The 23,913-nt window shown below is 41.9% G+C and carries 25 protein-coding genes and 1 pseudogene; 5 read left to right on the forward strand and 21 right to left on the reverse strand.

Annotated features, from left to right (window positions below):
- Positions 1 to 282 precede the first annotated feature (282 nt).
- A complete protein-coding gene (locus tag A8F94_RS13935; RefSeq protein ID WP_066201525.1) occupies positions 283 to 1,773 on the reverse strand; it encodes a peptide MFS transporter in 1,491 nt (496 codons plus the stop codon).
- A gap of 365 nt (positions 1,774 to 2,138) precedes the next feature.
- Between A8F94_RS13935 and A8F94_RS13940 the strand changes: the two genes are divergently transcribed.
- Positions 2,139 to 2,768 (forward strand): helix-turn-helix transcriptional regulator, encoded by a 630-nt coding sequence (locus A8F94_RS13940; RefSeq protein WP_254660857.1) that lies wholly within the window; start codon positions 2,139 to 2,141, stop codon positions 2,766 to 2,768.
- A gap of 314 nt (positions 2,769 to 3,082) precedes the next feature.
- Here A8F94_RS13940 and A8F94_RS13945 read toward each other — a convergent pair whose 3' ends face one another.
- Both A8F94_RS13945 and A8F94_RS13950 read right to left on the reverse strand, forming a co-directional pair.
- Entirely contained in the window at positions 3,083 to 3,694 is a 612-nt protein-coding gene (locus A8F94_RS13945) for a superoxide dismutase (protein ID WP_066201531.1), read from the reverse strand.
- A gap of 104 nt (positions 3,695 to 3,798) precedes the next feature.
- Positions 3,799 to 4,938, reverse strand: coding sequence for an MGDG synthase family glycosyltransferase (locus A8F94_RS13950; RefSeq protein WP_066201533.1), 1,140 nt, complete (start codon positions 4,936 to 4,938; stop codon positions 3,799 to 3,801).
- 92 nt (positions 4,939 to 5,030) lie between these two features.
- On the opposite strand from A8F94_RS13950, the gene A8F94_RS13955 reads away from it, so the two are divergent.
- Positions 5,031 to 5,870, forward strand: coding sequence for a metallophosphoesterase (locus tag A8F94_RS13955; RefSeq protein ID WP_066201536.1), 840 nt, complete (start codon positions 5,031 to 5,033; stop codon positions 5,868 to 5,870).
- Positions 5,871 to 5,905: 35 nt separating this feature from the next.
- Here A8F94_RS13955 and A8F94_RS26665 read toward each other — a convergent pair whose 3' ends face one another.
- Both A8F94_RS26665 and A8F94_RS13965 read right to left on the reverse strand, forming a co-directional pair.
- Complete coding sequence (locus A8F94_RS26665; protein WP_066201539.1) at positions 5,906 to 6,469, reverse strand: YkoP family protein; 564 nt, start codon at positions 6,467 to 6,469, stop codon at positions 5,906 to 5,908.
- 15 nt (positions 6,470 to 6,484) lie between these two features.
- Positions 6,485 to 7,261 (reverse strand): endonuclease/exonuclease/phosphatase family protein, encoded by a 777-nt coding sequence (locus A8F94_RS13965; RefSeq protein ID WP_066201546.1) that lies wholly within the window; start codon positions 7,259 to 7,261, stop codon positions 6,485 to 6,487.
- Between the two features lie 126 nt (positions 7,262 to 7,387).
- Between A8F94_RS13965 and A8F94_RS13970 the strand changes: the two genes are divergently transcribed.
- Positions 7,388 to 8,908, forward strand: coding sequence for an alkaline phosphatase family protein (locus A8F94_RS13970; RefSeq protein ID WP_368072787.1), 1,521 nt, complete (start codon positions 7,388 to 7,390; stop codon positions 8,906 to 8,908).
- A 49-nt stretch (positions 8,909 to 8,957) separates the two neighbouring features.
- Here the strand turns inward: A8F94_RS13970 and trhO are convergent, their stop codons facing one another.
- The 12 genes from trhO to A8F94_RS14030 form a co-directional block, all read right to left on the reverse strand.
- Entirely contained in the window at positions 8,958 to 9,926 is a 969-nt protein-coding gene (trhO, locus tag A8F94_RS13975) for an oxygen-dependent tRNA uridine(34) hydroxylase TrhO (RefSeq protein WP_066201551.1), read from the reverse strand.
- Positions 9,927 to 10,012: 86 nt separating this feature from the next.
- Positions 10,013 to 10,258, reverse strand: coding sequence for a YuzB family protein (locus A8F94_RS13980; protein WP_066201554.1), 246 nt, complete (start codon positions 10,256 to 10,258; stop codon positions 10,013 to 10,015).
- A 20-nt stretch (positions 10,259 to 10,278) separates the two neighbouring features.
- Complete coding sequence (gene murB / locus A8F94_RS13985; protein WP_066201557.1) at positions 10,279 to 11,193, reverse strand: UDP-N-acetylmuramate dehydrogenase; 915 nt, start codon at positions 11,191 to 11,193, stop codon at positions 10,279 to 10,281.
- A gap of 68 nt (positions 11,194 to 11,261) precedes the next feature.
- A complete protein-coding gene (locus tag A8F94_RS13990) occupies positions 11,262 to 11,750 on the reverse strand; it encodes a flavin reductase family protein (protein WP_066201560.1) in 489 nt (162 codons plus the stop codon).
- 93 nt (positions 11,751 to 11,843) lie between these two features.
- Positions 11,844 to 12,119 carry a DUF1450 domain-containing protein gene (locus A8F94_RS13995; protein WP_066201563.1) on the reverse strand — a complete coding sequence of 92 codons (276 nt, stop codon included), beginning with the start codon at positions 12,117 to 12,119 and terminating at the stop codon, positions 11,844 to 11,846.
- A gap of 170 nt (positions 12,120 to 12,289) precedes the next feature.
- Positions 12,290 to 12,580 carry a HesB/YadR/YfhF family protein gene (locus tag A8F94_RS14000; RefSeq protein WP_066201566.1) on the reverse strand — a complete coding sequence of 97 codons (291 nt, stop codon included), beginning with the start codon at positions 12,578 to 12,580 and terminating at the stop codon, positions 12,290 to 12,292.
- 236 nt (positions 12,581 to 12,816) lie between these two features.
- Positions 12,817 to 13,488: a hypothetical protein gene (locus A8F94_RS14005; RefSeq protein ID WP_066201569.1), complete on the reverse strand. Its 672-nt coding sequence runs from the start codon at positions 13,486 to 13,488 to the stop codon at positions 12,817 to 12,819.
- Positions 13,485 to 14,222 (reverse strand): hypothetical protein, encoded by a 738-nt coding sequence (locus tag A8F94_RS14010; RefSeq protein ID WP_066201571.1) that lies wholly within the window; start codon positions 14,220 to 14,222, stop codon positions 13,485 to 13,487. The genes A8F94_RS14005 and A8F94_RS14010 overlap by 4 nt, the downstream gene beginning before the upstream one ends.
- Positions 14,203 to 15,105 carry an ATP-binding cassette domain-containing protein gene (locus tag A8F94_RS14015; protein WP_066201575.1) on the reverse strand — a complete coding sequence of 301 codons (903 nt, stop codon included), beginning with the start codon at positions 15,103 to 15,105 and terminating at the stop codon, positions 14,203 to 14,205. The genes A8F94_RS14010 and A8F94_RS14015 overlap by 20 nt, the downstream gene beginning before the upstream one ends.
- Positions 15,102 to 15,461, reverse strand: coding sequence for a GntR family transcriptional regulator (locus A8F94_RS14020; RefSeq protein ID WP_254660858.1), 360 nt, complete (start codon positions 15,459 to 15,461; stop codon positions 15,102 to 15,104). Before A8F94_RS14020 ends, A8F94_RS14015 begins: the two co-directional genes overlap by 4 nt.
- Before the next feature lie 168 nt (positions 15,462 to 15,629).
- A complete protein-coding gene (locus A8F94_RS14025) occupies positions 15,630 to 16,286 on the reverse strand; it encodes a lysozyme family protein (RefSeq protein WP_066201581.1) in 657 nt (218 codons plus the stop codon).
- A 462-nt stretch (positions 16,287 to 16,748) separates the two neighbouring features.
- Positions 16,749 to 16,934: a hypothetical protein gene (locus A8F94_RS14030; RefSeq protein ID WP_066201585.1), complete on the reverse strand. Its 186-nt coding sequence runs from the start codon at positions 16,932 to 16,934 to the stop codon at positions 16,749 to 16,751.
- Between the two features lie 357 nt (positions 16,935 to 17,291).
- Between A8F94_RS14030 and A8F94_RS14035 the strand changes: the two genes are divergently transcribed.
- Together A8F94_RS14035 and A8F94_RS14040 are read left to right on the forward strand one after the other, a co-directional pair.
- Positions 17,292 to 18,416: an ABC transporter ATP-binding protein gene (locus tag A8F94_RS14035; protein ID WP_066201587.1), complete on the forward strand. Its 1,125-nt coding sequence runs from the start codon at positions 17,292 to 17,294 to the stop codon at positions 18,414 to 18,416.
- A complete protein-coding gene (locus A8F94_RS14040; RefSeq protein ID WP_066201593.1) occupies positions 18,416 to 19,978 on the forward strand; it encodes an ABC transporter permease/substrate-binding protein in 1,563 nt (520 codons plus the stop codon). Before A8F94_RS14035 ends, A8F94_RS14040 begins: the two co-directional genes overlap by 1 nt.
- Before the next feature lie 370 nt (positions 19,979 to 20,348).
- Here A8F94_RS14040 and A8F94_RS14045 read toward each other — a convergent pair whose 3' ends face one another.
- The 4 genes and pseudogenes from A8F94_RS14045 to A8F94_RS14060 form a co-directional block, all read right to left on the reverse strand.
- Positions 20,349 to 20,963, reverse strand: coding sequence for a TrkA C-terminal domain-containing protein (locus A8F94_RS14045; RefSeq protein ID WP_066201595.1), 615 nt, complete (start codon positions 20,961 to 20,963; stop codon positions 20,349 to 20,351).
- Between the two features lie 125 nt (positions 20,964 to 21,088).
- Positions 21,089 to 21,775 (reverse strand): annotated as a pseudogene (locus tag A8F94_RS14050) (ABC transporter ATP-binding protein).
- 3 nt (positions 21,776 to 21,778) lie between these two features.
- Positions 21,779 to 22,846 (reverse strand): ABC transporter permease, encoded by a 1,068-nt coding sequence (locus A8F94_RS14055; RefSeq protein WP_066201598.1) that lies wholly within the window; start codon positions 22,844 to 22,846, stop codon positions 21,779 to 21,781.
- 154 nt (positions 22,847 to 23,000) lie between these two features.
- Positions 23,001 to 23,882: a MerR family transcriptional regulator gene (locus tag A8F94_RS14060; protein WP_066201601.1), complete on the reverse strand. Its 882-nt coding sequence runs from the start codon at positions 23,880 to 23,882 to the stop codon at positions 23,001 to 23,003.
- Positions 23,883 to 23,913: the final 31 nt, after the last annotated feature.

Below are 23,913 nucleotides of genomic sequence, written 5' to 3' on the forward strand. Positions count from 1 at the left end.
TCACCCCTTATATGTGTGTGACGGACCTTTTATTACGGAAAACGAAACAAAAATTCCGTGTCATCCATTCTACTACAGGCTTATTTGAATTACTATCAAAATCTTCCACTTAGGTAAAAAAATTCAAAACTTCTCTCAGTTCTGACTTAAAAAGCTCGTTAATTTATTCACTTCCTGGAAATACTGCCTGCAACATTGTCGAACAAAAAAGTGCATAAAAAAACACCCGCATCCTGTTTAGGAATACGGGTGTTGTATTTTTAAATTAAACTATTTCATGCCTTATCGGATGCCCTTCATATAGCTTTGAATCTTAGGAGAGATGAAGAACAAGATAATACCAAGAACAATCGAAGCTCCACCTATAAGACCAAAGTAAGAAATCTCATTTTCAGGTGAATAGAACTTAACCAATTGGGCGTTCAGTGCTTGTGCACCAGAGCTTGATAGGAACCAAAGGCTCATTGTCTGTGCTGAGAATGCCGCAGGTGCCAGTTTCGTTGTGGCTGACAAACCAACTGGCGACAGAAGCAATTCCCCGAGAACAACGATAAAGTAGCTCAAAACAAGCCATAATGGGTTAACCAATGATTCAGTTCCTGTTAGGTACCCAGGCAGCAGGATAACCAGGAAGGATAAACCTGCAAACAATAGCGCCAAGGAGAACTTTTGCGGAATGGTTGGCTGGCGATCACCAAGTTTTACCCACATCCATGCAAATGCTGGCGCAAGGAAAATAATAAATAACGGGTTTAGAGATTGGAACCATGCCGGAGAAATTTCAAGGCCGGCAAAGTTCAAGTCTGTACGCTTGTCCGCATAGCTTGCAAGAATGGTTGATCCCTGTTCCTGGATAGCCCAGAACATAATAGAAGCAATGAACAGCGGGATATATGCAAGCAAACGTGAACGTTCGTCCGAATTTGTTTTAGGGCTGCGGTACATAACAATAAAATAGATGGTTGGGATAAGTAGTGCAAGAATACTTACAATGTCAACAAAGCCGACAATTGTCAAGCTGCCAGTTGACACACCAATAATAATAATTGCTAAAAGAACGGCTGCGCCAATTCCGATATAAGAATATACCTTTTTCTTTTCTTCAGGCAAAAGCGGGTTCGGTACCTGAGTACCAGCAAGGCCGAGGTTCTTCTTCTTCGTGAAGTAAAATTGAAGAAGACCGAAGAACATACCTACTGCCGCTACACTGAAGCCTAGGTGGAAGCTGGTTTTCATGAAGTGGCCTGTAATAAGCGGCGCAAGGAAACCACCCATGTTAATCCCCATATAGAAGATACTGAAGCCGGCATCACGGCGGTCATCATTATCAGCATACAAGTCTCCTACAACCGAGGAAACGTTTGGTTTCAATAATCCTGTACCAAGGATAATAAAAACCATCGACACGTAAAATAGTTCAACACTGCCCGGTATTGCAAGGGCGATGTGACCGAGCATAATTAAAATACCACCATAGAAAATGGCTTTTGATGTACCAAATATACGGTCAGCGAGCCAGCCGCCGATAATCCCCGACATATAAACGAGGGCCCCGTAAATGGACATAATCGCTAACGCAGTTTTTTCTGGCAGCCCTAAGCCGCCTTGGGAAGTTTCATAGTAAATGTAAAAAACGAGGATTGCCCTCATACCATAATATGAGAAACGTTCCCAGAACTCTGTGAAGAAAAGTGTGAACAAGCCTTTTGGATGTCCAAAGAAGCCTGTTTGCGGAACACTGTCCACAATTTTCTGTTTATTGTAGTTTGACATCGTCTTTCTCCTCCTCATATTATGCAATGATACTTTTTCACTGCATATGTTGTCAAAAACTATTTTTGGTAATAGTCTGATTTTGTTGGAAAAATGCTGATTCTTAGGGATTTGAACTATAAAAGTAAGTTTTTTTAAAATAATAATAATCATAAAATAATTCGTATAAATGGTAATATTCGCTATATAGAAAACGACTTCACATGTATTCCCTTTGCTAAACACCACTAAACCTATATAGTGTGATTAGTATGCAGCTGCTTTTGGGCCACTGGTTAAAGCTCCTATTATCGACTCTTCTTCTTATTTTTTATACTTTATAGTATAATTAATACAGAAATGTGATTTTGATGGGAGGATACTACTTGGAAGAGACCAGAAAATCGACTAAGGACAAGATTCTGGAACTTTTAAAAAAAGAAGCATCAATGACAGTCACCCACCTTACCGGCCAGTTAAATATTACGCATATGGCTGTACGGAAGCATCTTAGCGTGCTTGAAAATGACGGACTTATCCAATCCCGGGAATTAAAACAGCCTATGGGCAGGCCGTTGCAGATTTTTACCTTGACTGAAAAAGGGGAAAAGTTGTTTCCGAAGAATTATGAGGGAATTACACTTGAATTTCTGAATGATATACAGGACTTATATGGAGAAATAGCGGTAAAGAGCCTTTTTCAAAAGCGCGAGGAAAGATTGACCCTGGAATATTCTGAAAGGGTCGACAATAAGTCAAATCCCGAAAAAATTCAGGAGCTTGTTTCGATTCAAAATGAAAAAGGCTACATGGCTGCTGGTGTCCAGATAGATGAAAATACGTATGAATTAATTGAATACAATTGCCCGATTCTTGCTGTTGCAAATCAACATAAGGAAGCATGCCGCTGTGAAACAAGGATGCTCAGAAAAGTCCTTCAGACTGAAAAAGTTGAAAGGATCAGCTGCAAAACTGAAGCTGATAACCACTGCAAATTCAGGATTGTGTTTAACTAAAAAACCACTTTCAGCAATGAATGCCGAAAGTGGTTTTTGTTTTATATAGATTGAAATTAATATTTTCTAAATACGTCTGTTGATTTCCGTTCCATAAAGGGAAGCTTCTGAGAATTAAGATCGCAGAGACAGGCGCTTTTTCCCTGTCGCGAGGCGCTTCGCTTTCCGCGGGGCGTGCGGTGAGCCTCCTCGCCGCCGTTGGCGTCTGTGGGGTCTCACCTGTCACGCTGCGCTCCCGCAGGAGTCTTCGCGCCTTTTCTCTCCAATATTCAAGTTCAACATATATAGTATAAAAAAGTCTTTTCTAAGCTTTTCTATTTCGCTGCAGCGTAGAGCTTGTTCACTTCATCCCAGTTAATCACATTGAAGAAAGCTGAAATATAGTCAGGACGCTTGTTTTGATACTTGAGGTAATAAGCATGCTCCCAAACGTCAAGGCCCAGGATAGGTGTTTTGCCTTCCATTACAGGGCTGTCCTGGTTTGGGGTGCTTGTAATAGCCAATTGTCCGTTATCCACAACAAGCCATGCCCAACCGGAACCGAAGCGTGTAGTAGCGGCTTTCGTGAATTCAGCTTTGAAATTGTCATAGCTGCCAAACGCAGAATTAATGGCCTCTGCAACTTCACCTGTTGGTTCACCGCCTCCATTTGGTGATAGAAGTGTCCAGAACAAGCTGTGGTTCGCATGCCCGCCGCCATTGTTGCGGACTGCTGTGCGGATATTTTCCGGAACTGCATCCAGATTGGCAATCAATTCCTCAACGGATTTGCTTGCAAGGTCATCATGGCCCTCAAGCGCAGCATTCAAGTTGTTTACATATGTAGCGTGGTGGCGATCATGGTGAATCTCCATTGTTTGTGCATCAATGTGAGGTTCAAGTGCATCATTAGCATAAGGTAAAGCTGGCAATTCGTGTTTAGCCATTGTCCATTCCTCCCAATTGTTATATTTTTTGTGTACGGTTTCATTATAAGATTGATTTTATACTTTTTCAACTAATAAGTATAAAAAGACAACTTGCAAGGTCTTTACTCGGAAAACACAATTTCCTCAAGAATAGCCAATGGGTCTCTTTTCAATATAGGCTGAATATAATGATTTACCCTGCCGTGGTATTTGCTTAGAAGTTGGCTGTCTTTAAAAAATGCTTCAAGCTGATCGTCAATTGACTTACCTGCATATTCTAATGGCTTCAGTTCATAAATTAATCCCAGATTTTTAAGGATTCTCAGATTAATTTCTTCCTGGCCAGGCAGAGCATGATAATTAAAAATTGGTTTTCTTTTCATGATACATTCGCTAATCGTTACTCCACCTGGTTTTGTAAGGATTGCATCTGCCATGTCATATAATGCATTCATTTCTTGTCTGCACGATATATAGTCAATTGGTATCAGATTATGTTTATTAAGATCCTTAATTTTTTGAAAAAGAGCTTTATTGGTCCCACAAAGAATTAAATAATGATTAGGAGAAGTATGACCAATTTTTAAAATTAACTCTTCAATCGCTCCTACCCCCAGGTTCCCGCCTGTAACGAGTACTGTCAAAGGTTTTGGCGGGTTGGTTCGTAGAACAGGGCCGCTGATGGAGATTTTATGATGGACCGGGATACCAGTCAGATAGATTCGGTCTTCTACAATCCCATTTTCGATTAAGTATTTTTTCGCGTCATCGGTAGGAACAAAGTGAAAGTCAATATATGCCTTTCCCCACACTTTATGAATGAAAAAATCAGTATAGACATTTATAACAGGTATTGATAAATTCCCACTTGCTTTTAAATGATTCAGTAAATACGACGGCAGGCCGTGTGTACAGACGATAAGGTCAGGGTTTTTCTCATTTATCAACCTTTTCATGGCTTTGAGAAAAATCCTTTCGTATACCCAAAATCGTTTTTCTTTTTCGAGGTTGCTGTATACATTCCACCGATAAACAGTGCTATAAATTCGTGGAAAACGTTTTATCCATCCAAGATAAAAAGAAGAAACGAGATTCTCTGCTTTTCCAAGGGTATAGGAAAGGATATCGACCGCTTCGCAAAGGACAGAAGGATGCTTCGATTGGATTCCATCCATTAAAGCTTTGGCGACCTGATGGTGGCCTGAAGGGATTTGCAGGAACGGCAAAAATAATATTCGTTTGCTGGCAGAACCCTTTTCCATGTTATCACCTCTATCATTCCGTACGTAGTTCCATCAATTACCTTGGTTCTAAGAGCCGATCCCCCTGTATAATCAAAGGAGGAGGTGGATAAATGAACATACTTTATGTTGTAGCAATTCTTTTGGTCTTATCTTGGGCTATTTTACGTGCTTATAAGAATACGAAGGAAGTCGTTATAAATAAAATCGAAATTGGCGGAAAGACGAACTCTATCTTGACCATATTGCAGTTATCCGACCTTCACCTCGAACATATATCAATTTCCCCAGAACAGTTATATGAGGAGCTATCAGATAAGGATATCGATTTGATTGCGCTCACTGGAGATTTTTTGGACCGAAAACGCACCATCCCCAAGTTGGAACCCTATTTAAAGGCTTTAGGCAAATTGAACGCCAAATATGGGATGTTTGCAGTATTAGGAAATCATGATTATGTCCTTCGCGGAGAAAATCTTCAACTTTTAAAGGATACCCTTCAAAATTACGGCGTTACTCTCCTACAAAATGAAAGCAAGCTGCTTTCCGCCAATGGCGACTTAGTGAACATCATTGGTATCGATGACTTTAGTACCGGCCGAAGCAATTTGAGAGCATCTTATTCACACGTTAACAACGGACCCAAAATTGTATTGACTCACGACCCCAATATTGTCCTTCATATGAAAGATTATCAGTACGATTATTTAATGGCAGGTCATTTTCATGGTGGACAAATTTGTTATCCTAAAGCTTACCATCTTGTAAAAATGGGAAAGCTCGTCCGGATGAATATGATTAAGGGACTTCACACTCATGATGGCAAACCTTTCTATATAAATGAAGGTCTTGGACAAACAGGAGTAAATATTCGTGTTGGGAGCCGCCCGGAAATTACACTTCACCAGATAGCTTTGCCAATTGGCAAAACAGAATCCAATCCAGCTGTTTAATGAGACTGTTAACTATTGTTAACAGTCTTTTTGTATTACTTATTTGAGTTGTAAAGTCTTCCAAGTTTATCCTTAGACATAACTAAATATCCCGGAGGAGATTTTTTTATCCTTTTTATAGAAAAGCTAGTTGATGCCAAAAACGCAATGGGCAAGAACGTGATCCACTTTAACCATCTATAAAAAGGATGTGAGATAGAAAAAACCTCGAATCCCAATCTGTCACTTCCAGTACATAAAGTTGTGATTCCGATAATCCCTTTAATTTCACTTGAGCGCTTATGATCGCGTATATACGTTTCAATCCCTGGCAAAGACCTCTCAACTAACCTATAAATGGTCTTGGCCCTCTTTATTTCACTATTCATTTGATAAAGTTCTTTTAAAAGTCGGACATTATGCAAATGGATTTTTACCAATAAATCACTTTTCTTAATATGCAATCCATCGGACAGAATTAGCTCCTTGCCCTTATACCTGGTCAATCTAACCCGGAATATATTTCGGCTTACTAAGGAATCCGAGACGTAGGTCAGTCTCGTGAACTTATAATAAAAAGGATCCAATATAGTCCAAACCGATAAAATATACTGTTTCACAATATCCTTATCCCCTTACTCTAGGTTTAGCTTTGAACTCCCCTCCTCTGTACTTTGGCCAGAAAATGTTAACGTGGCCAAAACAGGAAGATGATCCGAGATCTCCCTCTCACTTGTAACAACCTCACAATCAACAACGTTAAAGTATCGATTGACAAAAATATAATCCAGCCTCCTAAATGGGCGTCTTGATGGAAATGTATGCCCTCCCGATGAACGTTGATGAGTTTCAGTCCATACGTCGGTAAGCTGTTCTGTTACTCTCCGCCACGTCCTGGACCGCGGAGTCATGTTCCAATCCCCCATCACAATGGATGGTCCTTTGATTTCATTGACTTTGTTAAGAATAAATGAAGATTGTTTTTTATGCTGAAACAAAGCAAGGCTTAAGTGGGTGACAAAGACTTTCAACGTCTGGTCCCCAGTTTTTAAGGCTACCTCAAGGAGGGCTCTGTCTTCGATTACTTTTGGCAAAAAATCAAAAGGGTAATTCTTTGGTTCAATAATTGGCAAACGGGTTAGTAACGCATTACCAAATTGTCTTTTTTCATTACCATCGAGGCCTTCCATCGTTACTGCGGGCCCAAAAACATGATCATATTGTAATTCCTTTGCCAAATATTTCGCCTGGTCTTGAAATGCACTTCGTTCGGAAAAAAAGCGGTCTACTTCGTTGAGACCGATAATATCCGCATCCAAACTCTTTAAGAGTGAGGCAATCCGTCCTAAATCGAGTTCTTTATCAACTCCGATCCCATGATGAATATTAAAAGTTACTACCCTGAAGTCCACACTGCACTCTCCCAATTAAAATTACTGCCTCTTTTATGGTTTCACCTAAATCCGAGTTTATGATAGCAGATGCTTATTTTTTTCAAAGAAATGGCTGTCTTTTTTGGAAACTAAGGGTTGTTTCAAGTGATTGAGGAACATATTAAAAAGAAAAAGCGGGGGAAGGCTATGCATTTAAATGACACGGACGGGAAACCGACTAAAAAACCGATTATTTTGATCATCGTTGATACACTTATGGATGGGCCTTTGGTAGAGGCGATGCAGACGGGTATGGCTCCCGCATTGAAATTCTTGAAAGAGAAAGGGAACTATTATCCAAATATTGTTGCTCCATTTCCGACCATGTCAGTAAATGTGGATACAACCCTACTGACAGGCACGTATTGCCATCAACATAAGATTCCAGGCTTGGTGTGGTTTAATAAGAAAGAAAACAGACTCGTTAACTACGGAACCCATTATCGTGAGCTATTCAAACTGGGCCTAAGCAAGTCGGTTGAGGATTTGTTATTTAATATGAACGAGAGTCATATCAGCCATAATGTAACTACGATTCATCAGGACCTGGATAGGATGGGGAAGTCTTCCGCTTCCATTAATGCCCTTATTTTCAAGGGCCCCGTTCTGCAATCATTAAAGATACCTTGGCTCGCAAAAGCATTTACTAATATTAAGAAGCATCAAGTGCACGCTCCTAAGTATTTTGCATACGGAAGGTTAGCCCGCCTTTCCCCTTCAATGCAATATCAGCATTTTTGGCAGAAAGGCGGCGTAAACGACTTATCATCTGTTCATCAGCTACGGCATTTAATCAAATCCAATAATCTTCCTTCTTTCTCAATTGTATATTTGCCAGACCTTGACCAGCGAATCCACAAAAATGGAAGGATGGATTTGAAGGGAATTAAAAACGCAGATAAACAAATTCAAAAAATCCTTGATCTGTATGGTGATTGGGAGAAAGCTTTGAGTGAAAACATCTGGATCGCAATGGGAGACAATGGGCAAGCATGGGTGCATTCCAAGCGGTCAGAGGCTGTCATCAATTTAAAAACAATCCTTCATTCTTTTAAAATCATGGGGCTGCGAAAAGGGATTATGCCTTCGGACGAAGTGATCCTTGCAGTGAACGATAGAATGGCTTATATTTATTCGCTCAACCTTGAAACGGTACCGCTTGAAAGTATCGTTAAAGAGCTCCAAGGGGAAAAAAGAATTGATATTATAGCCTGGAAAATAGGTGAAGATATTGCTGTTAGGTCTACAGACTATGTGGGCGAATTAAGATTTAGGAGGAATGGTGTCCACAAGGATCAGTATGGGCAAACTTGGGATCTGTCCGGGAACCACGCCATTTTGGACCTTAAACTAAATTCGGGGATAATTTCATATAGGGATTATCCTGATGCCTTGGCAAGATTATACAGCTCCCTCTTTTCTCATGAAGGGGACTTCCTCGTGGTAAGCGCAAGGCCAGGATATGAATTTGCCGGAGAAGGATCTCCCGTTCACCTTGGAGGAGCCGGGCATGGCGGTTTGCATAAGCAGGATAGCATCGTACCCCTTATTGTAGCAGGGACGGATTCTACCCCTGAAAAATTACGAATTGTCGACTTAAAGAATTGGCTCCTCACTCTTTTATAATATAACTAAAAGAGACCATCCAAAGTTTGGATGGTCTCCTTTTTATCGATTATCGAGAAGGCACTTCGTCTCCTAGCGCGCGAAGGCGTTCGGCTACCTGCTCTCCAGTTAGCCCGTGTTCTTTCACATACATATTACGTGGGTGAACCCGACATTCATGAGTACAGCCACGAAGATGCTTATGCTCGTTTTCCTCGGAGCAAAGGATTTGCTTATTGCACTCAGGGTTGGCACAGTTCACATACCGTTCACACGGCTCACCAGTGAAGTAATCTTTTCCGACAACAACATGCTCAACCTGATTGACTGGCACGGAAATACGCTCATCGAAGACATACATTTTGCCATTCCACAGCTGTCCCTTTACCTCAGGGTCCTTACCATATGTTGCAATTCCGCCATGCAGCTGTCCAACATCCTCAAAGCCTTCCTTCACAAGCCAGCCTGAGAACTTCTCACAGCGAATCCCGCCTGTGCAATACGTCAGGACTTTTTTGCCCTCCAACTCGTCTTTATGCTCGCGAATCCAGTCCGGAAGCTCGCGGAACGCTTTAATGTCAGGACGTATCGCACCGCGGAAATGGCCAAGGTCATACTCATAGTCATTCCGTGCATCAATAACGACCGTATCCGGATCCTGCATTGCTTCATAAAATTCCTTTGGGCTTAAATATTGGCCGGTCACCTGGTTCGGGTCGACATCGTCTTCAAGCCTTAAAGTAACAAGCTCGCTTCGATGGCGAACATGCATCTTTTTAAACGCATGCCCTTCCGCTTCATCGATCTTGAATACCATATCAGCAAAACGAGGGTCTTCCCTCATTGCCTTCATATAGTCATCTGTTTGTTCAATGGTTCCAGATACAGTTCCATTGATTCCCTCTGATGCAATCAGAATCCTTCCCTTCAGGCCAAGCTCCTTGCAGAACTTCAGATGCTGAGCTGTAAATTCCTCTGGATTCTCAATGTGGACATACTTATAATACAGTAAAACTCTATATGGTTTTGTTTCGTGCATATATATGAACTCCTATCATTAATACTATATGAATAGGGTTAACCCCCAATAAGCCATTTTATAGGAAAAGGCGGAAGTTTTCAATACTACTCGAACTCAGCCAACTCTTTTTTAATCTGAGTGCGGATTTTATCAAGGCATTCCTCGGGAGTTTTCGCAAAAATCCGCTTCCCATTTACCATTGCATATGGGCTTCGGGCGCACATCCCGCAAAAATTCAAGCAATCATTGCGGAGCACCGCAACCTCCGGGAACTCAGCTTCCAGAATCGCTTCAATATCTAGCTGATTAATCCAATTGCTGTCACATATATCGACGATGATTATCCCCATTTGCGGTTCCTCCCTCTTTGTTAATCTTCTCCCAAAACAATTACTTCAGTCTCTAATTCAACATCATACTTTTTCTTTACCGTATCACGGACAACTTCAATTAACTTTAAATAGTCACTCGATGTTGCATGGTCAATGTTTACGATGAAGCCGGCGTGCTTTTTGGAAACCTCGGCTCCGCCAATCCGTTTGCCCTGAAGATTGCTATCCTGGATCAGCTTGCCCGCAAAATATCCCGGCGGCCTCTTAAAAACGCTCCCGCACGAAGGATACTCCAACGGCTGCTTTGACTCCCTGGCTTCTGTAAGCTCATCCATCTTTGCCTTAATCCGTTCAGGGTCTCCCTCCTCAAGACGGAACTCCGCCTCCACAATAATGTAATCACTGCCCTGAAACATACTCTTCCGATAACCGAGAGCCAATTCCTCTTTTTCGAAAAAACGGACGGTACCATGCTTATCTATCGCTGTCGCCATAACAAGCACGTCAGAAATTTGTCCGCCATATGCACCCGCATTCATGTACAATGCCCCGCCAACGCTGCCTGGAATTCCGCAGGCGAATTCAAGACCTGACAGGCTGTGCTCTAATGCCATTCTGGAAACATCAATAATCCGGGCCCCGCTTTGGGCGGAAATTACATTGCCGCTGGCGGTTATACTTGTTAGTTTACCCATTCCAACCGTAATTCCCCGGATTCCCCCATCTTTGACAATCACATTTGAGCCACTGCCCAGAATCGTAACAGGAATCTCCAGCTCCTGTGCATGCCGCAGGACTGCCTGGAGTTCCTCAATCGTTTCAGGGGTCACAAAAATATCTGCCTTCCCCCCAAGTTTCGTATACGTATGGTTTCTTATCGGTTCATCCAATAAAACGTTTTCTTCCTTTATATAGTCACATATTAAGCCATAAAATTTCGTTAGTTTATTCATTGTTGCACCTCTAAAAAATGATAATACCTCCCCGGAATAAGGAGAGGTATCACTAGTCTAGCCTAAACTTATTTAGTATAAAACTCAACAGGAATTTTGCCGAACGTCCGCTTATGATAAAGAAGCGGTTCTTTGTTGTAGCTTTCAATTCCGATAACTTCGCCAATCAAAATGGTGTGATCCCCGGCATCCACTGTTTTGAAGGTTTTGCACTGCATAACACCCGTAACTCCGGCAAGCACTGGAAGATTGTGTTCAGAAAGCTCCCATTCACACTGGCTGAACCGGTCCGCACCCTTCATGGCAAACAGGCTGCAAACATCACCCTGTTCTGCAGCAAGTACGTTGACTGCAAACTTCCCGGTATTAACAAATAGGTCATGAGAAGAAACTCTTTTGTCTATCGACCACAAAATCAAAAGCGGGTCAAGTGAAACCGATGCGAATGAGTTAACAGTCAAGCCCACAGGTGTGCCATTTTCATCAACTGTTGTCACAACTGTAACGCCAGTCGGATAATTCCCCATTACCTCTTTGAATTTTGCTACTTGATCCATCCCCATACACTCCTTAGAAATATTGTGAAAAGCCCATTAGCAAGATGTGCTCCATGACTTGAAAACCAACCAGGGGTAACTTAACTTGGTAATCTACACTTCACGTTCAGCAAGCTTTTTTAGCTTTACAAGCAGATCGCCTGAAGATTCTGCAGAAACATATTGGCCATCGACCAGTGCATAAGGAGACAATTTGCATTCCCTGCAATGGCTCTGGCATTCATATTCCTTATATGAAACCTGTTTTCCATTTAAAAACTTCTGATAGTCCGCAAGATTCTCCTCCGACAAAAACCGATCAAGGTTTTTCTCGCAAAACTCAACATTGATCCTCTTTTGCTTTGGAAACAATGCGCTGAATAATTTCATTCTCCTGCATCCTTTTGGCTTTATGGCTTTATCCCGCATTAACGGGCAGTAAGATCCCATATCAGAATCCTGAGTTAATAAAAATATAGACGTGGGATCAACTGCCCACAAATGCCCGATTGGTTCAACTATCAATCAGTGGGAGACAAAGCCCCCCTCTGATTGAAGTTTCACTTTACATACTTATATTCAACTTCATCATATTCTTCATTGTACTCCACATAGAGATCGTGCCCGTTAAAGAACCATATGTCCGTTTCATCGGCATAAAATAGAATTCCATCCACTTCGGTCGAAACAGCCGCATCGACAGGATCCTCGACCGAAAAACCAAGTGAAAAGTTTTCCTGGACAGGGCTTGAACCATAAATCTTCGCGAAAAACTTCACATGTGACCCGGACTCAACGCCGACCTCGTCCTTGAACCATCGAAGAGCTTCTTTGCTAATGTTAATTTTCAATATATGCTCCTCCTAAAAACAAGCAATTTTATTATACTAATTTGCAGCATTTATTCATATAGTGTTTATCTGATTTTCAATCTAAAGATAAACTCGGGGATTGTCAAACAATCCGTTTGGTCATTTTAACATGCTTTGCACGTTTTTTAGTGAAAGCCATCCAACAAAAGAAGCCTCGTTTGTATGGGATTTTCCTTAACCCTCACAAACAAGGCCGATCGTTCTGTTTTTATCCGTTACTTTGCAACATAGATGATTTCCGGATAGTCATCGGCAATGATGTCCACACTTCTCGGCACCTTCAAATAAAAGATAAAATTACTACTCATGATTGAATGATTCATATACCTTTCATTTGTAAATTGCCGGGCCGGGAAGCCATTATTAACAATGGACAGATAGATGGCTTGATTCGTATTTTGAAGTTTTAAACGATCTTCCTGTAATGTAAAGCTGGCAGACTGAAGCGAAGAAGTAAAATCCCAATCATCTACTATGAGGGTACCATTAAAAGTATAGACTTCTATTTTGTTTCCCTGGCGATCTGTTTTTTCGATGAATATCGATGCCCCTTCAATGGTAGTCGGGATGTTTAACGTGTCATACTGATAATTTTCAATGGTTTCATGCTTGATGATTTGCTCTTTATCAATTTGCTCAAGTTTACCGTAACGAAGCTTTTCGTATAAATCAAAATGGGCTTTGTCGGCTTGGATATTGCGAACCCGTTTCTCTTCCAATGGTACATCTCTTAAAAAAGGCGCGATAACCGTTGCAAGGGTCAGTATTCCCACATACACGATCAAAAACCAGTGAGTAATCTTAAAGTGGATAATTCTTTTTTTACCAGATGAGGCGATTAATCCAGAAATTAGAACAATCAAAAGGATAAGAATAAGGAAGTTCATTTCCTCACCTCCATCCGATTAAATAACACTACCCCTGCGCTGTAAAACAAACCAGCTGTTATTAATGCTTTCAGGGTGAACAAGGACAGGCTTTTTTCCTGAACATAAAACTGGACTAATTCAATGGTGCCAGTAAAGTTAATCAACGTATTTAAGTAAGTAAATCCAATAACGATGAACGGTATCAAAAATAGAAACAGCTTGCTGATTTGCCCCAATGAACTAATGAAATAACCTACCGAGCTTATGAGTATAAGGTAGAGGAATGTTCCCCCTATTGAGGTGATGAGCCCTTCCGCCCCATTCGCCGCCGTGTATACTTCTTTTTCAAAGAAGAGATAAACGAGAACATTTAGTAGATTGCTAGTAAGGTTGGCTGTGATGCTCGCTAGAAGGCCCGCCACTGCTAAAAAAAGGATATTTGAAATGCTGCTGCTTAAACGATTTGTGATAAAGGTGAAATCCTGTTCCCGGTTGGCCCTCGTATTGACGGTTATCGCTGTTACAAACGCCCACATAAGAGTAAAGCCAATCACAACATCGGCGGAATAATACTTAACCGTGACAGATAATCCATCGCCGGACATGCCAGAAGACCCAACGCCTCCTATTGAAAAAAGTAATCCAAGGATCTGAATGCCGACCATGGCGCTAAACGCATCAATGTTTGCCTTCAATTTATGAAAAAATTGTTTCTTGATCGCCTCGCTTAAATTAATTTTCGTTAAAGACATCATCAATCCCGCCTTTCCGGTCATTTGTAAGATAGACAAATAGATCACTTGTACTGACGGGCTTGAACTCGATTCCTGTATAATGCAGACCATTCAATTCAGCTTCAGTAAATTCATTCCGGACGACTGCGGCGGCTGTTCCAGCTCCGAACAATTTTTGATGTATCACTTCTTTTTCTAAACATATTTTCTCGACAAGCTCCCTGCTTCCGCGCAATTCGATTGCCCACTCCTTTAAGTCGGCAACAGGCAAATGGAGCAAAGCTCTTCCGCTTTGTATAAACAGAATATCCTCCAGGATATCCTCAATCTCCTCAAGGTGATGGCTTGAGAGTATAATTGTCCGCGGGTGTGCAATATAATCCTTCAGCAAAGCCCGGTAAAAGTCCTTCCGGGTTGCTTCATCCATACCGGTCGTTGGCTCATCAAACATTGTAAGCGGGCATCGGGAGGCAATCCCAATAATCGCGTTGAAAGTACTTGTTTTTCCTTTTGAAAGGCGGGTGTGGTAATTTTTCGGGTCAAACGAGAAATAAGTGAACAGCCGCCTCGCGAGGCCTGCATCCCAATTTGGATAAAAACGTCCTGCCTCTTCAAGAATTTCCCCGAGCGGCAGCGCTGATGGAAACACCATCTTGTCATCTATAAAAATAGAATTAGCAGATACAGTCAGGCTGTTGAATGGTTTTTCCGAAAAGACCTTCAGGCTGCCTGAGGTCGGTTTCAGTAAACCCGCAATCAATTTAAGGAGCGTCGTTTTTCCTGCACCATTGCGGCCTACAAGTCCGGTTATTGTATTTTCGCCAATTGAGAATGATATTCCATCCAAGGCTTTTTTTCGTAAAAAGGATTTTGAGATCGTGTTGCACTCGATTATTTTCATCTTTCTCCCTCCCCAGCCTCTGCAGATTCAATCATTTGAATGAGTTCTTTTTTTCCGATATGAAGCCTGTTTGCCTCCATAACTAAATCATGGACGAGCCGTTTTAGCGTCTGGTTCTTCCTTTTAGCAATAATTGCTTCTTTCGCCCCTTCTGCAACAAACATCCCAAGCCCCCGCTTTTTGTATAGAATCTTTTCGTCAGCCAATAAGGCCAGCCCCTTTGCAGCTGTAGCCGGATTAATCGTATACATCTCAGCCAGCTGATACTGGGAATACACTTTCTCATCTTCTTGAAGGTGTCCACTGATTATTTCCGATTCAATCCAATCGGCAATTTGGACATAAATCGGCTTCATACTGTCCGTGTTTAAAATAGGAATCAACTCCTTTTCAACACAGTGCATTAGTGTAGTAATGTACTATGTAATTTTATGATATATTTTCTAGAAGTGGAAGTCAATCATAAGTTGTAAAATAATACAAAAAAGCAGCTATCCAGTAATGGAAAGCTGCCTACGGTTTTTTTAATTTAAGGTTAATTTTTCAAACGAGCTAGCAAAGGTTCGGATATTGGCCATTACTTTAGTGGTGTAGGTGAAATCTCCATAGCAATACGGATAGCGGAAGTTATTCTTGTCTCCGCCGCAATTATAGGTAGTTGGATTCTTTTGGACCTGCAGATAGGAATATTCCTTGGCAAGCTCCTCTTTATGTTTGCCGCCTCTGTTGGCTACATAATCAATATAGCCAAGCCCCATATTATAGGCCTGGATGATAGTGGGCAAATCCACATTCTTTTTTTCCCCATACTCGACCGCCTGCCTGAAATGCTTTATTCCCTGGCGGATACTTTGTTCAGGATCTTCGATTTCATTCGGAGCAAGGCCGGCCGATTCGGATGACTGCATCGGGTCGCCGCCCTTGCCCTTACTTTCCTGCTGCATAACAGCGGCCAATACGGGAGTATACTCTTCAAGATTTTGTTTTTGCAGCTCTTCGTGCAGAACTGGAATGTACCGTTCTACATTGCCGGTAAAGAGGTTTGTTTCCACGTAGTTCCCTATGGAAAACAATTGGTCTTTCATTGCAAACAAAATGGCTGCCCCCGCCAGGATGATGAGTAAATTCACATTCCGGCGAAGTTGGGTTCTTTTTTTGGATATCGTTCGTTTCTTCTTCATTGCCATCCCCATGTCTGTCATTCTATGTTTCTATTATAATGAAAATCCGTTGTAGGGAACAGGCAAAACCCCTACATCAATAATTACCAAAAGATAGAATCAAAAGTAACACTTCACAGACTCATCGGGTATCCGATGGTTTTAAGTGTTTTTCCGAGATTTCTAGATGCTTATCCGAGAAAATTTAAATATTTCCGAGTGTTTACTTCATATATCCGAGAATTCCACAATTCAGACACATGTGGTTACACTTTAACACCACCAAGTGAGCGTGAACCGTATCATTTACCCACTTCTCTTGCCCCGCTATCCTCATAGTAAAGATATCTCACAATTTTATCGACTGACTTGTATAAACTTTTTTATCCCTTTATTGACAATTGCTTTTTGACTCATTTGCGATGCAACAAAATTCCATCCAAAAAAAACCGCCGCACTCATTGAGTACGGCGGCCTAATATCTCACCTGAAAATAGATAAAACCAGAATAAGCAAGGCACCGAGCCCCAGAAGTCCGAACAGAAAATACCCAATCAGCCTGATCGGTTTTGGCAGCTTGCTCCAGTCTGTACTAGCTGCATTAGCTGGATTTCCCTCAATTTTGTTGTAGTGGTCGATTACGTCATTGAATGGTTCCTTTTCATTCATCACCGCCACCCCTTACCTGCATTTTAACATATTATGGAATAAACTTAAACGCTATAAAGTGAAACTTCCATCAGCGATTTTCGCTAATGATTAGCCCCATTCTACTGCCGCTAATTCGCCAAAGTACGGCGATTAAGCGGCACTATGAATCCGATTGGTTCAACTAAGCCGCTGAAAGGCACAGCGGCAAGTTTCACTGTATCTCACAAATCGGGCATTTAGGGACAGTTGCTTCCGAAAGAGGCTTACTGTCCCTTAATGCGGGATAAAACTTTCACTCTTTCCGAACCTACAACTTTTATGATATAATGAAGTTGTTACTTTAGAGAAAGAAAGATTATTATAAGGGGGAAAAAGATGATTACGTTCGAAAACATTATAAAAAGCTATGGAAAACGGCCAGTCATCGACAATTTCAATCTTGAAATTGATTCTGGAGAACTGGTTGTTTTTATTGGCCCGAGTGGCTGCGGAAAAACCACTTTGCTAAAGATGGTCAACCGCCTGATCGAGCCAAGCTCAGGAAAAATCTACATAAAAGGGAAGGATATTTCGACGATTGACCCGATTGAATTACGACGGAACATTGGGTATGTCATCCAAAGTACTGGTCTGTTTCCGCATATGACAATCAGAGAAAATCTCGAATTAATTCCCAAACTCAAAGGTGAAGATCCCGAAGCGATTCAAACGAAAACAGAAAACTTAATGGACCTTGTTGGACTAAATCCAGAAGAATTCCTCGACCGTTATCCAAAAGAATTGAGTGGCGGACAGCAGCAGCGTGTCGGCGTTGCCCGTGCATTCTCCACAGATTCAGAAATCATCCTGATGGACGAGCCTTTCAGTGCGCTCGACCCCGTAACAAGAAGCTCCCTCCAGGAAGAACTGTTCAATATGCAAAAAGAATTGAACAAAACCATTATCTTCGTCACCCATGACATGGACGAGGCTTATAAAATTGCCGATAAAATCTGCCTATTGAAAGATGGCCATATTTTGCAATACGACACTCCGGAAAACATTTTGAAAAATCCGGCTTCCGAATTTGTTGAGAACTTCCTTGGCAAGCGAAGGGTCTGGAACAATCCCGAAGTCCTGAAGGCAGAGGACATCATGATTCCTTATCCAGTCAAGGTATCTCCTAAACGGAATGTACTCCAGGCTGTTGAAATTATGAAAGAAAACAAAGTCGACAGCTTGATGGTAACCGACCGTGACCTGACTCTAATTGGACTTGTTACATTGAAGGATCTAAAAATGGTGGACCGTAACAAGTTAATCGGCGAAGTTATGGAACGCACCATCCATTCCGTTTACGATGATGCAGACTTAATCTCTGTACTAAAAGTAATGAACGAACGTAAAATCGGCTATCTGCCGGTTGTAAATGAAGCTGGAAAACTGAGCGGCTTAATTACTCGAAGCAGTATCCTGTCCGCCCTCAGCACCCAGCTGATTGACCTGGAGGTGGCATTTTAATGGGTTCATTTTTTGAGTATGTAAAAAATAATACGGGACAAATTCTTGATTTACTTGGCCAGCATATTTGGCTGAGCGTTTTCTCTGTTGCAATCGCAATTATTATTGGTGTTCCCCTCGGAATACTCATTTCAAGGAACAAACGTCTTTCAAAACCAATCATTGGAACAGCCAATGTCATCCAGGCTGTGCCAAGCCTGGCATTACTTGGTTTCCTAATCCCGGTTGTTGGAATTGGCAGTACTCCAGCCATTGTTATGGTTGTCTTGTACTCACTTCTTCCGATTGTTAAAAATACGTACACTGGGTTAACTACGATTGACCGTGATATTTTGGAAGCTGCAAGGGGAATTGGCTTAACAAATAGCCAAACGATGAGAAAAGTACAGCTTCCGCTCGCATTCCCGGTCATTATGGCAGGCGTGCGAATCTCGGCGGTTACAGCAGTGGGCTTAATGACGATTGCAGCATTTGTTGGTGCCGGCGGACTTGGATACCTTGTCTTTTCAGGTGTAACATCAGTTGACAATAATATGATACTCGCCGGTGCAATACCTGCATGTATTCTTGCCCTTTTAATTGATTTTGTAATTGGCAAGCTTGAAACGAAACTTTCCTATGAAACAAAGGCTCGCACTACTGCCAAGAAAACAAAACAATCTAAAACTAGAAGAATCTTAATCCCGGCTACTATCGCTGTTTTGGTTCTTGGCATCGGTACTTCATATTTATATAACAACGCCGCGGCAGGAGAAAAAATTACAATCGGCTCAAAGAACTTCGCCGAATCAATTATCCTCGGAAATATGTTGGCAGACCTTGTTGAAGCTCATACAGATCTTGAAGTGGAACGAAAGCTCAATCTTGGCGGTACCCAGGTAGCCTTTAGCGCTCTTAGGACTGGTGATATTGATGCCTATGTTGAGTACACGGGAACAGCGCTTGTTTCCATGCTCAAAAAACCTGTGACAAACGATCCCGAAGAAGCCTTTTCAACTGTGAAGAAGGATTTTTCGGAACAGTTCGATATTGCAACTCTTGATCAGCTTGGCTTTAACAATACGTATGTACTAGCTACTACTCAGGAAACCGCCGACAAATACGGAATTGAATCGTTCTCCGATCTGGCAAAGATTAGCCAAGAGCTAACTGCCGGAACGACGATCGAATTTACAAACCGGCCTGATGGACTTCCGGGTCTCTTGGAAGCTTATAATATGGAGTTCGGCAATAGTAAAGCAGTAGATGGCGGCCTCCGCTATACAGCCATTCAAAGTGGCGAAACTCATGTGATTGATGCTTTTGCTACAGACGGTTTACTTGAGGAATTCAAACTGAAAGTACTCGAAGATGATAAAGGCTTCTTCCCTCCTTATTATGCCGTCCCAATCGTAAGGGAAGATACATTGGAAAAATATCCTGAATTAGAGAAAGCGTTGAATATGCTAGCAGGAAAATTGAACGATGAAGCCATGAGGGAATTGAACAATAAAGTTGAAAGCCTTGACCAGTCACCGGAAAAAGTAGCTAAAGAGTTTTTGGAGGAACAAGGCCTCATATAAAGTGAAACTTCCATCAGCTCTTTTGGCTGTTGGTTGTCCCGTTCTATTGCCGTTAATTCGCCAAATTCCGGCGACTAAGCGGCACTACGAACCCGATTAGTTCAATTAAGCCGCTAAAAAACAGCGGCAAGTTTCATTGTATCTCACCATTCGGTCATTTAGGGGCATTTGCTTCTGAAAGAAACTTACTGCCCGTTAATGCAGGATAAGAAAAAACACCAGGTATTCGGAGGCTTACATCCCGTTACCTGGTGTTTTTTTACTGTCTATCTCCACAAGGAAAACTTCAAAGAATAATCATCGCAGAGATATGCGCATTTTGCCTGTCGCGAGGCGAGTTTTGCCTGTCACGAAGGCACTTCCGCTTTTCTTATTCATTTAAAAAATCAAGCACTCGATGGTAGGATTGCTCAGTGCCGATAATCAGCAGCACATCCCCTTCCCTAATCGTTGCATAGGGACCGGGTGAAAGAATTAATTCTCCCTCCCGCTTTAAGCCAACAATGGTGCCGCCGGTGTATTGCCAAAATTTAAGGTCAGAAACAGTTTTCCCAATATGTTTGCAAACCTTCGTAATTTCAACCTCAATGGGTGCCAGCGGATTGGTATGGCGGTACTTGCCCGAGAGTTCAATCAATTGATTGATTTTATCAGACAATTTCATATCAAGTTCCTTTCGTTCCTCGATTAGCCTTCGGATTTGCTTTTCCATATCTTTGGCACTTTCAAGGTTTGAAAAACGGTTAATATAGGCCAGCGCATTCTCACGTGACGAAATGACAACTCCGGCGCCTTTTTCAGATTTGACAATCTCGACATCCTCAAGGATCTTTAGCGCCTTCCGGACAGTTTCCGGAGATACATTGTATTCGCTAGCAAGCGTTGAGCGCCCGTGGACTTTTTGGCCAACCTTATATTTTTCATTGTAAATGCGATTGGCAATATCAATCGCAATTTGCTCATATACCGGGATTTTTGTACGCATAGTGGTCTTCCTTTTTGATTATGTTATATACCCTTCATTATACACTTAAAAAATGAATGAACAAATGAACATCCTTCAGAACGATGCTTGCGAACAGAAGCCCTCATAGTGAACCATTCATCTTTTTACAGGAGGTCTTCAGCCCCCTGCAGGTTTAGTGTCCCATCTGTAATCTTATACACCTTGTCACAATAGTCAATTAACCTTGTATCATGGGTGACCACTATCGATGTTTTCCCAGTCGCAGTCGTTGCCTGCTTTAGCATTTCCATCACTTCAAAAGCCCGGTCCGAGTCGAGTGATGCAGTCGGTTCGTCTGCCAGGATAATACTTGGGTCTGTATACAATGCTTTCGCAATCGCGACCCGCTGCCGCTCCCCTCCGGACAAATCAGCTGGAAAACTATTCATCAAGTCGGCAATGCCGAGCGACTCGCAAACTTCCGCAAACCTCTCGTTTTAGATATTGTCCTTCTTAACCTTGTCGAGGAGAACCATCTGCTGCCGGACTGTCAGGAATGGGACTAAATTGGATTGCTGCAGCACAAACCCAATTTCCTTCAATCTAATGCCGGCCCGCTTTTTTTCCTTCATAGCCGTTATATTTTTTCCATTTATGATAATGTCTCCAGTTGATGGAGTCAGCAGCCCCCCGGCGATTGTTAAAAATGTGCTTTTGCCAGAGCCAGACGGTCCGATAATCGCAATCAACTCACCAGTTCCAGCCGAAAAATCAGTCGGTTTTAGCGCTTCTACCTCTGTATGGCCGGAGCCGAACACCTTGCTCACATTCTTTAATTCCAGCAGTGCCATCCGTTAACCTCCTATTGCTTTCAAAGGGTCTATTTTAGCAATCGTTTGAACCGAGAATAACGCTCCTACTATAGAAACCCCAATCAGCACAATCGCATAAACGAGCATATCCAAATAATTGAACGCTACCGGGACTGCAGGCGGCAGGAATAAACCAGTCAAAACGGTCAAGGCAAGACCAATGATCACACCGGCGACTGCCAGCAGGAACGTTTGGGCAATCACTGATTTTGATAAATATCCGCTTGAGATTCCCTGAGCCTTCATAACTCCAAAAATGCTAATCTTCTGGATCGTCAATACATAAAGGAAAATAGCAAGAATAACGGCTGAAATGATGAAAAGGAAATAAATCATAAATGTCAGCGTCATGTTTTGCTCGGAATAGCCAGGCATATTTTCAATAAACTCCTGGGTTGCAACAATATCCAAACCATCCGCTACTTGGATATCACTCAGATTATTTGACCTGACAACAAACGCATTAATTTTCTCTTTCATCCTCTCCGCTGACTCGCCAAAGCGGACTTTCCGAAGCGTCTCCATACTTCCATACAATACAGGTGCTGCGTTAAATCTCGCATGATCCGTGAATCCGGTGATTTTTAGTTTTTCTTCTGTCGCCGATAGCGTCAAAACATCACCAATTTTAAAACCTTCGTCCTTAAGTGTGTCGTCAGCAATCACTTCGCCCATTTTTCGAAAAGGCTTGCCTTCTGTCACTTCAGGCATAATAAACTCATCTTCCCGAATCCCGAACAGCGAAACATTCCCCTTTGCATCCCCGGTACTTGCAATTGCGTAGAACTGGCCGAGTATAGCATATTCCTCTGCACCATTCCCGTTATAATCCCCAGTTTCCATGATTGATTGCGGCAAGCTTCTATCCGATTCTTCAGTAAGGATAATTCCATCTGCATCCCACTTCAGAACCGACTCTTTATTAAGATTCTCCAGTCCATTCGCTAGTCCCGATAAAAAGAACACCAAATAAGAAACAAGCGAGAGTACCCCAACAATCAAGCTGAAGCGAAGCTTGTTATTCTTCATTTCATTCCAGGCAAGAAACATACAGGTCCCCCAATTATACTTTTGTATAACATTTGTAAAATTAATATATAACTAACCTTATCGAATTGCAACAATAATGTACGATTTTACCAAATAAAAAAGCCCCAGCCTATTCGACTGAAGCCTTTCCCAACTGCCCTGGTCTATTCAATATTTATTGAATGACATCCTGCAGTGTATCTTCCCAATTTGTTTCATTAGGGGCTATATACCAGCACTTTCTCACCCTCATGCTTTCCTTTACTCCCATACCGCCGATCATAATCTTTAGATAAGGTGTGTGCATTTGAAGTGTTTTTACAATATGATTTATTTCCGATTCATTCATCTTTTCCGAAACGGATAGGGCGGCAATTTCAATTCCCTTTTCGTGGATCAACTCGCCAAGACCCTCTAGTGGTGTATTGGCACCTATATAATGGACAGGATAACGCCTTTCCCGCAGGAACAACGTAAACATTAGCAATCCAAGCTGGTGTTCCTCTCCATCCGGACAAAAAGCGATCACTTTTGGCAATTCCTCCGACACAGGGAATACATTTAGCAATTTCATGATCCGCTGTTGAACAAGGTTGGAAATCATATGTTCATTTACAACATGGAGAAAGCCCTCTCCCCACGCTTCCCCTACCTTATTCATAAGTGGTACAACTATCGAATGAAGGACCGTTCGGTACGGAAACTGCGAAAAATAAAGATCTAGCAACAGGTCACATTTTACTGAATCCAACTCTTCGACAGCCTCAAACAGTTCATCAATTTGCATATCGAAACTTTGGGCGGCAGACCATCCAGGAAGGCTAACGGTTTTGTTTTGTTTCTTTTCTCTCAATAACTTTACAGCCTGGCCAATATTTATGCCGTTTTCCTGCACTTGTTTTTTTAGCCACTTCAAGTCTTTCAAATTTTCTTCTGTATACACTCGATGCCCTGAATCATTTCGCCCCGGTGTAATCGCCTGGTATCGATTCTCCCATGCCCGGATTGTTACAGTCGGCATATCAAGTATTTTTGAGACCGCTTTAATATTGTACAAGGTTCAACCCTTCTTTTACATTGATTGTAAA

The organism is Bacillus sp. FJAT-27225 (genome assembly GCF_001685025.1).
Taxonomy (GTDB): Bacteria; Bacillota; Bacilli; order Bacillales; family Cytobacillaceae; genus Bacillus_D.

Bases quoted from the DNA above. Each gene is read 5' to 3' on its own strand.
- A8F94_RS13935 (WP_066201525.1), bottom strand. From the start codon at position 1,773: ATGTCAAACTACAATAAACAGAAAATTGTGGACAGTGTTCCGCAAACA.
- A8F94_RS13945 (WP_066201531.1), bottom strand. From the start codon at position 3,694: ATGGCTAAACACGAATTGCCAGCTTTACCTTATGCTAATGATGCACTT.
- A8F94_RS13950 (WP_066201533.1), bottom strand. From the start codon at position 4,938: ATGGAAAAGGGTTCTGCCAGCAAACGAATATTATTTTTGCCGTTCCTG.
- A8F94_RS13955 (WP_066201536.1), top strand. From the start codon at position 5,031: ATGAACATACTTTATGTTGTAGCAATTCTTTTGGTCTTATCTTGGGCT.
- trhO (WP_066201551.1), bottom strand. From the start codon at position 9,926: ATGCACGAAACAAAACCATATAGAGTTTTACTGTATTATAAGTATGTC.
- A8F94_RS13980 (WP_066201554.1), bottom strand. From the start codon at position 10,258: ATGGGGATAATCATCGTCGATATATGTGACAGCAATTGGATTAATCAG.
- murB (WP_066201557.1), bottom strand. From the start codon at position 11,193: ATGAATAAACTAACGAAATTTTATGGCTTAATATGTGACTATATAAAG.
- A8F94_RS13990 (WP_066201560.1), bottom strand. From the start codon at position 11,750: ATGGATCAAGTAGCAAAATTCAAAGAGGTAATGGGGAATTATCCGACT.
- A8F94_RS13995 (WP_066201563.1), bottom strand. From the start codon at position 12,119: ATGAAATTATTCAGCGCATTGTTTCCAAAGCAAAAGAGGATCAATGTT.
- A8F94_RS14005 (WP_066201569.1), bottom strand. From the start codon at position 13,488: ATGAACTTCCTTATTCTTATCCTTTTGATTGTTCTAATTTCTGGATTA.
- A8F94_RS14010 (WP_066201571.1), bottom strand. From the start codon at position 14,222: ATGTCTTTAACGAAAATTAATTTAAGCGAGGCGATCAAGAAACAATTT.
- A8F94_RS14015 (WP_066201575.1), bottom strand. From the start codon at position 15,105: ATGAAAATAATCGAGTGCAACACGATCTCAAAATCCTTTTTACGAAAA.
- A8F94_RS14020 (WP_254660858.1), bottom strand. From the start codon at position 15,461: ATGAAGCCGATTTATGTCCAAATTGCCGATTGGATTGAATCGGAAATA.
- A8F94_RS14025 (WP_066201581.1), bottom strand. From the start codon at position 16,286: ATGAAGAAGAAACGAACGATATCCAAAAAAAGAACCCAACTTCGCCGG.
- A8F94_RS14030 (WP_066201585.1), bottom strand. From the start codon at position 16,934: ATGAATGAAAAGGAACCATTCAATGACGTAATCGACCACTACAACAAA.
- A8F94_RS14035 (WP_066201587.1), top strand. From the start codon at position 17,292: ATGATTACGTTCGAAAACATTATAAAAAGCTATGGAAAACGGCCAGTC.
- A8F94_RS14040 (WP_066201593.1), top strand. From the start codon at position 18,416: ATGGGTTCATTTTTTGAGTATGTAAAAAATAATACGGGACAAATTCTT.
- A8F94_RS14045 (WP_066201595.1), bottom strand. From the start codon at position 20,963: ATGCGTACAAAAATCCCGGTATATGAGCAAATTGCGATTGATATTGCC.
- A8F94_RS14055 (WP_066201598.1), bottom strand. From the start codon at position 22,846: ATGTTTCTTGCCTGGAATGAAATGAAGAATAACAAGCTTCGCTTCAGC.